This is a genomic window from Herbiconiux aconitum, assembly GCF_024979235.1.
Taxonomy (GTDB): Bacteria; Actinomycetota; Actinomycetes; order Actinomycetales; family Microbacteriaceae; genus Herbiconiux; species Herbiconiux aconitum.
Window position 1 is genome coordinate 2326975 of sequence record NZ_JANLCM010000001.1, and the last position, 11882, is coordinate 2338856.

The 11882-nt window shown below is 68.6% G+C and carries 11 protein-coding genes; 5 read left to right on the plus strand and 6 right to left on the minus strand.

Annotated elements, in window-relative coordinates; genetic code table 11:
• Positions 1-5 precede the first annotated feature (5 nt).
• Positions 6-878, minus strand: coding sequence for an acyl-CoA thioesterase (locus tag N1027_RS11055; protein WP_259507706.1), 873 nt, complete (start codon positions 876-878; stop codon positions 6-8).
• A 79-nt stretch (positions 879-957) separates the two neighbouring features.
• Here N1027_RS11055 and N1027_RS11060 point away from each other — a divergent pair, with 79 nt between their 5' ends.
• On the plus strand, positions 958-1641 hold the full coding sequence (locus N1027_RS11060) for a DUF8185 domain-containing protein (protein WP_259507708.1): 684 nt from the start codon (positions 958-960) through the stop codon (positions 1639-1641).
• Positions 1642-1923: 282 nt separating this feature from the next.
• Here N1027_RS11060 and N1027_RS11065 read toward each other — a convergent pair whose 3' ends face one another.
• The 3 genes from N1027_RS11065 to N1027_RS11075 are packed head-to-tail and all read right to left on the minus strand — an operon-like array spanning position 1924 to position 5001.
• A complete protein-coding gene (locus tag N1027_RS11065; protein WP_259507709.1) occupies positions 1924-3561 on the minus strand; it encodes an FAD-binding dehydrogenase in 1638 nt (545 codons plus the stop codon).
• A 39-nt stretch (positions 3562-3600) separates the two neighbouring features.
• On the minus strand, positions 3601-3984 hold the full coding sequence (locus tag N1027_RS11070) for a globin (protein ID WP_259507977.1): 384 nt from the start codon (positions 3982-3984) through the stop codon (positions 3601-3603).
• Between the two features lie 24 nt (positions 3985-4008).
• Positions 4009-5001: a mechanosensitive ion channel family protein gene (locus tag N1027_RS11075; RefSeq protein WP_259507711.1), complete on the minus strand. Its 993-nt coding sequence runs from the start codon at positions 4999-5001 to the stop codon at positions 4009-4011.
• A 106-nt stretch (positions 5002-5107) separates the two neighbouring features.
• Here N1027_RS11075 and N1027_RS11080 point away from each other — a divergent pair, with 106 nt between their 5' ends.
• Positions 5108-5689: a dihydrofolate reductase family protein gene (locus N1027_RS11080; RefSeq protein ID WP_259507713.1), complete on the plus strand. Its 582-nt coding sequence runs from the start codon at positions 5108-5110 to the stop codon at positions 5687-5689.
• Positions 5690-5911: 222 nt separating this feature from the next.
• Here the strand turns inward: N1027_RS11080 and pepN are convergent, their stop codons facing one another.
• Complete coding sequence (gene pepN / locus N1027_RS11085) at positions 5912-8464, minus strand: aminopeptidase N (protein WP_259507715.1); 2553 nt, start codon at positions 8462-8464, stop codon at positions 5912-5914.
• Between the two features lie 95 nt (positions 8465-8559).
• Here pepN and N1027_RS11090 point away from each other — a divergent pair, with 95 nt between their 5' ends.
• On the plus strand, positions 8560-9171 hold the full coding sequence (locus N1027_RS11090; protein WP_259507718.1) for a mycothiol-dependent nitroreductase Rv2466c family protein: 612 nt from the start codon (positions 8560-8562) through the stop codon (positions 9169-9171).
• Positions 9172-9446: 275 nt separating this feature from the next.
• Here the strand turns inward: N1027_RS11090 and N1027_RS11095 are convergent, their stop codons facing one another.
• Entirely contained in the window at positions 9447-10238 is a 792-nt protein-coding gene (locus tag N1027_RS11095; protein ID WP_259507720.1) for a DUF4184 family protein, read from the minus strand.
• 46 nt (positions 10239-10284) lie between these two features.
• On the opposite strand from N1027_RS11095, the gene N1027_RS11100 reads away from it, so the two are divergent.
• Both N1027_RS11100 and N1027_RS11105 read left to right on the plus strand, forming a co-directional pair.
• Positions 10285-10773 (plus strand): ribose-5-phosphate isomerase, encoded by a 489-nt coding sequence (locus tag N1027_RS11100; RefSeq protein WP_259507722.1) that lies wholly within the window; start codon positions 10285-10287, stop codon positions 10771-10773.
• A gap of 29 nt (positions 10774-10802) precedes the next feature.
• Positions 10803-11882 (plus strand): Fpg/Nei family DNA glycosylase, encoded by a 1080-nt coding sequence (locus N1027_RS11105; RefSeq protein WP_259507724.1) that lies wholly within the window; start codon positions 10803-10805, stop codon positions 11880-11882.

An 11882-nucleotide genomic window follows, 5' to 3' on the forward strand; every position in this document is an offset into this window, starting at 1 on the left:
GCGCATCAGCCCTCCTGCGCGATCCGGAGCATGCCCTCCTGAGCCACGGATGCGATGAGTCGCCCGCCGCGGTCGTAGATGCTGCCGAGCGCGAATCCGCGTCCGCCACCGGCGCTCGGCGAGGTCTGCGTGTAGAGAAGCCACTCGTCGGCTCGGGCGAAGCGGTGCCACCACATCGCATGGTCGAGGCTCGCCATCTTGAGGTCGGGACGACCCCAGGCGATGCCGTGCCGGCGCATCACGGGCTCCAGGATGGCGTAGTCGCTCGCGTAGGCCAGCGCCGCGCGGTGCAGGTTCGGGTCGTCGGGCAGCCGGCCGAGCGCCTTGATCCAGACGGCCTGATGCGCGAGGTGCTCGCCCTCCACCGAGAGGTAGATCGGCGAGGGCACGTGCCGCATGTCGAAGGCGCGCTCGCGAGCCCAGGTGCGGGCGATCGGGTGGTCGATCTTCGAGAGCACCTCGGCGGCACTCGGCAGGTCGTCGGGCCCGGGCAGGTCGGTGGGCATCTCGACCTGGTGCTCGATGCCGGCATCCTCGGTCTGGAACGAGAAGATGGCCGAGAGGATCGGCACACCGTTCTGGTAGGCCTGGGTGCGCCGGGTCGAGAACGACCGGCCGTCGTGGATGCGCTCGACCGCGAAGGTGATCGGCAGGGCGGAATCGCCGGGCCTCAGGAAGTAGCCGTGCAGCGAATGCACGACGCGGCTGGGCTCGACGGTGCGCACCGCGGCGATCACCGACTGGGCGAGCACCTGGCCACCGAAGACACGGCCGTTCGGCATCGACTGCGACGGACCGGTGAAGATGTCTTCTTCGGTTCTCGCGCCGGTGTCGGCGAGATCGAGCGTGGTGAGGAAGCCGGAGAGGGCGTCGGACATGGTTCCTCCGAAGAGTTCAGGACGCGGCGTCGTGACGAAAGTCGTTCTCGTTCACTGTGAAGTAGTTTAGACAGCAGAGATGGTCCAGTTCTTCACGCTCATCGACGCCGCGTCGCTCGGCGACCTCAAGGTCTTCCTCGGCCGCGCCGCGCGCGTCGAGAACGGCTCGGTCCGCCTGATCGGCGGTCTCGGTGTCCTCGCCGCCTACACCGCCGTGCTGACCCCCAAGGGGCTGCTCGATTCGACGCCGACGGTGCTGGGTCTCCGCACCTTCGCTCTGGGGAGCCCGGATGCCTTCGACGTCGTGGTGAGCATCCGTGCGCTCCTCGATCGCCTCGCCCAGCTCTCGCTGGTCAGCAACTCCGAGTCGGGGCCGATCGACGTTCCTCTGCCGCCGCCCGACACCGGAATCGCCTGGGCCGGCATCAGCCCCCCGCGAGGAGGGTGGCAGCCGGCCGGAACCCTGCCCTCGAAGCTGCTCGAGACCGTCGCGCGCACCGGCATCGCCGAAGTCGCGGCCGCCGTGCCGGCCGACACCGGCGAGCAACTCGTGCACCGCGTGCGTTCCGAGGTCTGGGGGCGGGAGCTCGCCGAGAACGAGCTCCCCGACCTGCATCCGCGCATCCCGGCCGGAGCCGCCTTCTGCGCTGTGAGCCTGGGCTTCGTGCGCCGCGACGACGAGGAGGTGCGCGTGTTCCACGTTGGCCCGTGGCTCCGCCTCACCTTGCGCCGCGGACACGTGCTCGTTCTCGTGAGGCGCTAGAGGCCCTCACCCTGGGCCATCGAACGCGGCCCGCGGCCTACGATCGCGCGGGGCGGAGAACTCCAAACGTGGCGCACACCGCATCCCCATACGGGCGCGGTTTCCCCCTCGTTTGGAGTTGTCCGAGCAACACATCCCCGAGAGCGACCGCAACAGGCCCTACTCGATGCCCCAGGGTGAGCGCGCGGCCGCGTCAGCGACCGCACGCGAACATGTCGCGCGGCGCCGGGCAAGGACCGGCGCCGCCCGAGGACGCCGCGCGCAGCACGGCGCCCGAGGCAGCTACCGACTCGCCGCTCTCCCCGCCTGGCGGCCCGAGAACAGGCACCCACCCAAGAAGGTGCCCTCGAGCGCCCGGTAGCCGTGCATCCCGCCTCCACCGAAGCCGCTCACTTCACCGGCGGCATACAGACCGGCGATCGGTGCTCCGGATGCGTCGAGCACGCGTCCGTCGAGATCCGTCGACACCCCACCGAGGCTCTTGCGGGTGAGGATGTGCAGCTTCACGGCGATCAGCGGCCCAGCCTTCGGGTCGAGCAGCCGGTGCGGTTTGGCGGCCCGGATCAGCTTGTCCCCGAGGTAACGCCGGGCGCCGCGCACCGCGGTGATCTGCGCATCCTTCGTGAAGGTGTTGGCGATCTCGCGATCCCGCGCGAAGACTTCGCGGGTCACGCGGGCCGCATCGAGCGCACCGGACGGCTCGAGTCGCGCCATGCCGTGCAGCAACTCCGGCAGTGTGTCGGCCACCACGAAGTCGACGCCCCGCGACTTGAACGCCTCCACTGGACCGGGAGCGCCCGGACGGATGCGCTGCGCCAGCAACCGCAGGTCCTTGCCCGTGAGATCGGGGTTCTGCTCACTGCCCGAGAGGGCGAACTCCTTCTCGATGATCGACTGCGTCAGCACGAACCAGCTGTAGTCGTAGCCCGTGCCCAGGATGTGTTCGAGGGTGCCGAGCGTGTCGAATCCGGGGAACAGTGGCACCGGCAGCCGCGCGCCCGTCGCATCCAGCCACAGCGACGACGGCCCGGGGAGGATGCGGATGCCGTGCAGCGGCCAGACGGGGTCGAAGTTCGTGATGCCTTCCGTGTAGTGCCACATCCGGTCGGTGTTCACGAGACGGGCTCCGGCGCGCTCGCTGATGGCGAGCATCCGGCCGTCGACGTGCTCGGGAACGCCGGACAGCATGGTGGCCGGGGGAGCCCCGAGCCGCGAGGGCCATGAGGCACGAACCAGGTCGTGGTTGCCGCCGATGCCGCCGCTGGTCACGATGACGGCGCCGGCCGACAACTCGAAGTCGCCCACCACGTCCCGTGAGCTCGATTCGCCGCGCGCGGCCGAGCTCGGCGCGAGCACCGCGCCGCGCACACCGGTGACGATGCCGTCCGAGGTCACGATCTCGTCGACGCGGTGACGGTGCAGGATGCTCGCCCGCCCGTCGTCGAGGCCCGCCCGGAACCGCGCGATGAACGGCGCGAGTACCCCGGGGCCCGTGCCCCAGGTGATGTGGAAGCGCGGCACGGAGTTGCCGTGCCCGTTGGCCGTGTAGCCGCCACGCTCGGCCCAGCCCACCACGGGGAAGAACCGTACGCCGCGTTCGTGCAGCCAGGCCCGCTTCTCACCGGCCGCGAACTGCAGGTAGGCCTCGGCCCATTTCTTCGGCCAGTCGTCTTCGGGGCGGTCGAAGCCGGCGCTGCCGATCCAGTCCTGCCGGGCGAGCTCGAGACTGTCGCGCACGCGCATCCGTCGCTGCTCCGGGCTGTCGATGAGGAAGATGCCGCCGAACGACCACCAGGCCTGCCCACCGAGGGATGCCGCGGGCTCCTGCTCCACGATCGTCACCTGCTTGCCGGCATCCAGCAGTTCGCAGGCAGCCACCAAGCCGGCGAGACCGGCCCCCACCACGATCGCGTCTGGCATGCGACTCCTTCGTCGTCGGTTACTCGTGACCGGTATTCGTCACTCGTCGAAAGTATTCACCATCGCATGCGCTGCGCGCTCGAGGTAACCCCAGAGGATTTCTCTGTCGAGCGGCGACAACTCGATCGAGTCCACGGCCACCTGCATGTGTGCGAGCCAACGGTCGCGCGCATCCGGGTTGACCTTGAATGGGTTGTGGCGCATCCGGAGCCGCGGATGCCCGCGCTGCTCGCTGTAGGTGCCCGGCCCGCCCCAGTACTGCTCGAGAAAGAGGGTGAGTCGCTCGACCGCGCCGTCCCAGTCGTCGGCCGGATACATCGGCTTCAGCACGGGATCGGTCGCCACGCCCTCGTAGAACTTCGTCACCAACGCCACGAAGGTCGGGTGCCCGCCGATCTGCTCGTAGAACGGATGCTCGGGCATTTTCGGAGAGATCTCGATCACGATCTAATTGTGTCCCTTCGAGCCCGATTGCGTGGGCTCGCTGGTGGCGACCGACTTGGTGCGCGGCGGCCGTGCACCTTTCACGCTGGTCGCGCCCTCGAAGCCCGAGAGCACGACCGTGTTCAGAGACGGCAAGGTCACGTCGAGCTCGTCGAGCGCCCGCTTCAGGCGGATGCGCAGATCGCGGGCCACGTCGTCCTTCGCCGAGGTGCGCGTCTTCACCACGACACGGATGACGAGTGCTTCGGCCGAGATCGACTCCAGGCCCCAGATCTCGGGCTTCTCGATCACCCGCGAGCGCCACTTGGGCTCGTTCGACATGGTGACGGCGGTTTCGAGGATCTTGTCCTGCACAACGTCGAGATCGGCGTCATAAGGAATGGCGAGGTCGATGATGACGCGGGCCCAGCCCTGCGACATGTTGCCGACCCGCAGGATCTCGCCGTTGCGCACGAACCAGAGGGTTCCGTTCACGTCACGCACCTGGGTGACACGAATGCCGACCCCCTCGACCACGCCGGTGGCCGGGCCGAGGTCGACGACGTCGCCGACGCCGAGCTGATCCTCGAACACCATGAACAGGCCGTTCAGCACGTCTTTCACGATGTTCTGCGCGCCGAAGCCGAGACCGGCGCCGAGAGCTGCGGTGAGCAGCGCGAGCGAGCCGAGCACGGTCGGGTCGATCGTGTTGACGAGCAGGATGACACCGACCACGACGATCGTGACGTTGATGACGTTGGTGAGCACCGTTCCGAGCGTGCGTGTGCGTTGCACGATGCGCACCGCAGCCAGAGGCGAGGCGTTCAGCGCCTGGGTGTCGGTGACGTTCTGCTTCTTCTTGACCCCGTTGACCACCTGATCGACCAGGCGTCGCACGGTGAAGAGCAGAATTCCTCGCAGCACGATCGCGCCGATGATGATGACGAGGATGCTGATGGGCACTCGGTAGTCGTTGAGGAACGAATTGAAGTTCGCCCAGATCGTGTTCCAGTCCATATGGGGAAGATCCTACGGGCCGACTCTTGGCAGAAGCTCAGTGCCGGGTTGCGCGCGCCCGCTCACACCTCGCTACCATGAGGCACCCCTAGCGGAGGAGGACCCCATGGGCAAGGTGGTCATGTACAGCTCGGTGTCGGTGGACGGCTTCATCGCCGACGAGAACGATCAGCCCGGACCGCTGTTCGACTGGTTGACCGGTGGTGACGTCGCGTTGGACGAGAGCGGTGTGCTGAAGGTGTCGCAAGCGTCCTACGACTACATCCGGCCGTACTGGGATCAGATCGGGGTGACGATCGCCGGCCGCCATGTCTTCGACCTGACGGACGGCTGGGACGGCACGCCTCCGAGCGGGATCGACCACGTGGTGGTCGTGACGCACCGGCGTCGACCTTCGGGCTGGGGCCTCGAGGCACCGTTCCATTTTGTCGACGGCGTCGAGGCAGCTGTGGCCAAGGCGCAGGAACTGGCCGGTGACCGCATCGTGGAGGTCGCCGCCGGCGACGTCGGTGGCCAGGTGCTGGCCGCGGGCTTGGTCGACGAGGTGCGGATGGATGTCGTTCCCGTCGTGTTCGGCGCCGGCAAGCGCTACTTCGGACCGATCGACGCCCAGCACCTGTTAGAAGGCCCCGACGACGTCATCCAGGGCGACCGAGTGCTGCACGTGCGCTATCGAGTCCGCCCCTGACCGACTTGGGGCCCGGCCCAGTCCTCATTGCGCAGCTTGTCGCGCGATGGCGCGGCCTGTCGCACTGGCGCAGGCCGCGGGACACGACGCAACAGGCCGCTCCCGAACGCCCCAGGGTGAGCGCGAGGCCGCGCAAGCGACCTCACGCGAACATGTCGCGCGGCGCCGGGCAAGGACCGGCGACGCCCGAGGAGGCCGCGCGAAGCACGGCCCCCGAGGCAACTAAGAAGCGTCCCGCCCCTGCGCCGCCAGCGCCCGATCCACTCCCGCGAGGTTCTCGATCACCAAGCGCCGCAACGCCGGAATGCCCTCGTTCGCCGGGTCGTCGAGCCACGCCTGGGTCGCATCCCGCAGCTCCTGGTTCGCCAGTGCGGCGGGGTACAGCCCGTTGATGACGGAGGCGGCGATCGCGTAGCTGCGGTTCGCCCAGAGCGGCTGCAGCGCCTCGAAGTAGCGCGGAACGAGCGGCGCGAACAGCGCCGGGTCGCTGCCACGCTGGAAGCCGAGGCCGGTGGCTCGCACGATCGCGTTCGGGGCCGTGTCGGTGTCGACCAGTGACGCGAACGCCGCAGCCTTGCCCTCGGGTGTCGGGATGGCCGCGGTGGCGTGCGCCGCCGACTGCTGGCCCGACGCGGTGTTGTCGGCCTCGAGGGTGGCGTCGATCTCGGCCTGACCGGCCCGGCCTCCCGCGACGAGCGCGATGAGCAGCTCCCAGGTGAGGTCGGTGTCGATATCGAGGCCCTCGAGCATCACGGTGCCGTCGTGCAGGTGCGCCACGTTCTCGAGCTGCTCGTCGGTGCTGGCGAGGGCGGCGAAGAACTTCACGAACTGGAACTGCGCATCCGATCCCGGCGCGGCGTCGAGTGCGAGCTTCCACAGCGCGTCGGCGGCGGTGCGGATCGTCTCGGTGCGTGCATCCGGAGCCACGTATTGCGTTGCCGTGAGCACCAACTGGCCCAGCACGGTGCGGATCGTGGTCGACTCCGTCTCAGTGGCGATGTTGCCGAGCACCAGGCGCACGAAGTCGCGGCCGCGGGTCTCGGCGTCACGCGTCGCGTCCCAGGCCGAACCCCACACCAGCGATCGGGCCAGCGGGCTCTCGATCGACGCGAGGTGCTCGATCGCGATGTCGAGCGAGTACGCATCCAGGCGGATCTTCGCGTAGGCGAGGTCGTCGTCGTTCAGCAGCACCAAGTCGGGCCGCTCACGGCCCACGAGCTCCGGCACCTCGGTGCGCGTGCCGTCGACGTCGAGTTCGACCCGGTAGTCACGCACGAGGCGGTCGTTCGCGACGTTGTAGAAGCCGATCGCCAGACGGTGCGGGCGGATGGTGGGATAGTCGAGCGCTGCTTCCTGCAGCACGGCGAACGAGGTGATGATCCCATCCGCGTTCACCTCGATGGCGGGCCGCAACGTGTTCACCCCCGCGGTCTCGAGCCAGAGCTGCGACCATTCGGTGAGGTCGCGGCCGCTCGTGGTCTCGAGCTCGGTGAGCAGGTCGTTCAGCTCGGTGTTGCCGAACTGGTGCTTGTTGACGTAGGCGGCGACGCCGGCCATGAACTCGTCCTGACCGACCCAGGCCACGAGCTGCTTCAGCACCGAGGCGCCCTTGGCGTAGGTGATGCCGTCGAAGTTCACCTGCACGTCTTCGAGGTCGTTGATGGTGGCGACGATCGGATGCGTCGACGGCAGCTGATCCTGCCGGTAGGCCCAGCTCTTCTCCATCGCGGCGAAGGTGGTCCAGGCTTCTTTCCACTCGGTGGCTTCGGCCGTCGCGAGCGTCGACATGTATTCGGCGAACGACTCGTTCAGCCATAGGTCGTTCCACCAGCGCATGGTCACAAGATCGCCGAACCACATGTGGGCGAGCTCGTGCAGGATCGTCACGACCCGGCGCTCGCGCACCGCATCGGTCACCTTCGAGCGGAACACGTAGGTCTCGGTGAAGGTCACCGCGCCCGCGTTCTCCATGGCGCCCGCGTTGAACTCGGGCACGAAGAGCTGGTCGTACTTCGCGAAGGGGTAGGGGAAGTCGTACTTCTCCTCGTAGAACGCGAAGCCCTCGCGGGTCTTCTCGAAGATGTAGTCGGCATCCATGTACTGCGAGAGAGAAGCGCGCGAGAACACGCCGAGCGGGATGACTCGGCCATCGGCGCTGGTGAGTTCGCTTCGCTCCACGATGTACGGACCGGCGACGATGGCCGTGATGTACGAGGAGATGCGCGGGGTGGGCTCGAAGGTCCACGTCGCGGTCTCGCCAGGATTGGCCGTCACGGGCTCGGGCGTGGGGGAGTTCGACACGACCTCCCAGTAGTCGGGGGCGGTGACGGTGAAGGTGAAGGTGGCCTTGAGGTCGGGCTGCTCGAACACCGCGAACATGCGGCGCGAGTCGGGCACCTCGAACTGGCTGTAGAGGTAGACCTCGTCGTCGACCGGATCGACGAAGCGGTGCAGGCCCTCACCCGTGTTGGTGTACTCCATGTCGGCGTCGACCACGAGCGTGTTCTCGGCTTTGAGAGCGGGCAGCTGGATGCGCACGCCGTCGGAGACGGTGGCGGGGTCGAGCGACTCGCCGTTCAGCGTCACGGCGTGCACCGTGCGCGTGATGGCGTCGATGAACGTCGACGCCCCCTCGGTGGCCGTGAAGGTGACGGTGGTGGTGCTGCGGAACGTCTCGGGACCTGTTGTGAGGTCGAGCACGACGTCGTAGCTCTTCGTTGCGAGGAGCGCAGCGCGCTCCTGGGCTTCGGCTCGGGTGAGGTTTTCTCCTGGCACTGGTTGCTCTCCTTTTCGATTGCCCGATCAGCCTAATGGGGGCGCCCGGTCAGGGCATCCGGCATATCCGCAGGGGGCGCGTGGTTCGATGAAACATGACCTCTTCGAAGACAGCTGTTGATTTCTGGTTCGACCCCTCGTGCCCCTGGGCGTGGATGACCTCCCGCTGGGTCGACGAGGTGGCGGAGCACCGTGACCTCGACGTCACCTGGCACATCATGAGCCTCGCGGTGCTGAACGAGAACAACGACGACATCTCCGATTCGTACAAGGCGTTCTTTCCCCGCGCTCTCCGCTACACCCGCCTCGTGGCCGCGGCCGCAGAGCTGCACGGGCAGCAGGTGGTGAAGCCGCTTTACGACGCGCTCGGCACCCGCATCCACCCGGGCGGTTCCGTCGACCCCGACGAAGTGATTCCGGCGGCGCTCGCCGAGGTCGGCCTGCCGGCGTCGCTCGCCGCCTACTCCGAGTCCGACGAGTACGACCCGCAGATGCGTGCCTCCCACTTCGACGGCATCGACCGGGTGGGCCAGGATGTCGGAACCCCCGTGATCGCGGTGAACGGGACCGCCTTCTTCGGACCCGTGATCAGCCCGGTGCCCACCGGCGAGATGGCGCTGACGCTGTGGGACGGGGTGGTGGCCGCGGCGTCGTACGACGGGTTCTTCGAGATCAAGCGGTCGCGGACTAGGGAGCCGCAGTTCTAGGGGGTACCGCTCCGCCGCTCTTCGGGCTCGCCCGGCCTTCGGCTGGGCGGGCCCTTATTGCTCGCGCCGCCGCTGCTGCGGCGCGAGGCGACATGTTCGCGTGAGGTCGCTTCGCGGCCTCGCGCTCACCCTGGGTCGATGAGCGCGGCCTGCGGCCTGCGGTCTCGTTGCCCACGGCGTTTGGGATGAGGCTGCGGCCCGCAAATCCCGGTCTCGCTGCCTCCGTCCTCCCGTACGGGAGGAGGAGACGCACACGACGGCCGTATGCGGGGGTCTTACCGCGCTGCTCCTCCCGAAAAGAGGGTGCGGGTCAGGTGGAGAGTGGCGGCGGCGAGCACCGTGGCTGCGGCCAGCCAGCCGCCGGCCGTCTCCACGACTCCGAGCGCGAGGTCGAAGGCTCCGGACGCGCCGGCGCGGTGCGACGTGGTCGCGAGGGCGACGGCGCCTCCGGCCGCCGTGCCCGCCGCCACCACCGACCAGAAGAAGACCGCCGAGGCCCGGCGGGCGTCGCCCGGCCGGGCGAACGGGCGGCGCCGGATCAGCCACACCGTCAGCCAAGCCGTGACCGCGACGAGCCCCAGCAGCGAGCTCACGTAGTGCAGCCAGACGGCGAGGGGGAGTCCCGCGAGACGCTCGTCGAGCGCGGGGAGGAGCACGCCGCCCCAGCGTCCGGCGTGGGTGAAGCCGTCCCAGACGACGTGGGTCAGCACCCCGATTGCCAACGCGGCGACAAGCAGCGCGATGCCGGCCGCCGTCGTACCGAGCGACCGCCATCCGTCGGCCGCTGTGCCCGACCACTCGCTCGGCAGCCGCTCGGCCAGCGCCCGGGGTAACACCTCCCGAGCCACCGGTCGCACCACGACCCGCCACAGCGCGAACGCCACGAACGCCAGCACCAGCCCGGTCAGCGGAAACCACGGCAGCTCGTGCGTCGACCCGTAGTCGAAACCCACGGGAAGGAACAGCGGTAGATCGGGCGCCATGGCTCCGGCGGCGACGGCCCCGGCCGGCAGCGCCGTGCGCACGAACGGCACCGCGACGATCGCATGGCTCACGGTGAACGGCACCACGGCAGCGTACCCGCCTGTGCTCTCCCAGCAATAAACTCATCCCATGCGAATCCACATCGGCACCGATCACGCCGGGCTCGACTTCAGCAAGCAGATCCAGAAGCACCTCACCGCCGCCGGTCACGAGGTCATCGATCACGGCCCCGAGTCGTACGACCCCATCGACGACTACCCGTCGTTCTGCATCAACGCCGCGCACGGAGTCGTCGAAGACCAGCGTGCCGGGGTCGAGGCACTCGGCGTCGTCTTCGGCGGATCGGGCAACGGCGAGCAGATCGCCGCGAACAAGGTCGACGGGGTGCGCGCCGCCCTCGCCTGGAACGAGGCCACCGCCAAACTCGCCCGCCAGCACAACGACGCGAACGTCGTGGCCATCGGCGCCCGGCAGCACACCGTCGAGGAGGCGCTCGCCCTGATCGACTTCTTCGTCAACGAGCCGTTCTCGCTCGAGGAGCGGCACGCGCGCCGCATCGCTCAGCTCGCCGAGTACGAGACCACCGGCGCGATCGCCGGCCACCACATCGACGCGTAGCGCCCGCGTCGTCACCAGAGGGAGCACCGATGCCCGAGGGTCATTCCGTCCACCGCATCGCGCGGCAGTTCGCGCGCAACTTCGTGGGGAAGCGGGTGGAGGCGAGCTCTCCGCAGGGCCGCTTCGCCGAGGGCGCGTCGTTGCTCGACGGCAAGACGATGACGGCCTCACGCGCCGTGGGCAAGCAGATGTTCCTCGAGTTCGACGGGGTGATCTGGTTGCGCGTGCATCTGGGCATCTACGGCGCCTGGGATTTCGCGGGCGACATCACGACCGACGCCACGATCCGTTCGGCGGGCGGCCGGATGGGGCAGAACAACCAACGCGGCACCGTTCTGGGCGACACCCCCGAAGGCACGATCGACGAGATCGCGATCGGCGAGGCGGCCCAGGCGGATGCCGCCGGCACGGATGCGTTCCGTACCGTGCCCGAAGGCCCCGACGACGCAGACGGTGAAGACTCGATCAGCTCGATCGGCGCCCCTCGGCGTGCCCGACTGCGGATGGCCGAGCAGGAGAAGGCCGGTGAGGAGTACGGCAGCTTCCCGCCCGAACCGGTCGGCGCCGTTCGCGTGCGTCTGCTCACGGAGACGGCCGTCGCCGACCTGCGCGGCCCGACCGCTTGCGAGGTGCTCGACCCGGCGCAGGTGGATGCGGTGATCGCGAAGCTCGGCCCCGATCCGTTGCTCGACGACTCCGCGGCAGCCGAGGAGCGCTTCGTCGCCGCGGTCACGAAGAAGCCGACACCGATCGCCCTGCTGCTCATGGACCAGAGCGTCGTCAGCGGCATCGGCAACGTCTACCGCGCCGAGATGCTGTTCCGCGCCCGGCTCGAACCGCACACTCCTGGCAAGCTCGTGCCCACCGACACCGTGCGCGCTCTCTGGCGAGACTGGGCCTACCTGCTCGACCTCGGCGTGCGCACCGGGCAGATGCTCACGATGGACGACCTCGACGACGAGGCCTATGCCAAAGCGATGGCGAGCCGCGCCGACCGGCACTGGGTCTACAAGCGAGAAGGCCTGCCGTGCCGCATCTGCGGAACCCATATCCTGCTCGAGGAGCTCGGCGGCCGCAAGCTCTACTGGTGCCCGATCGATCAGGTGTGA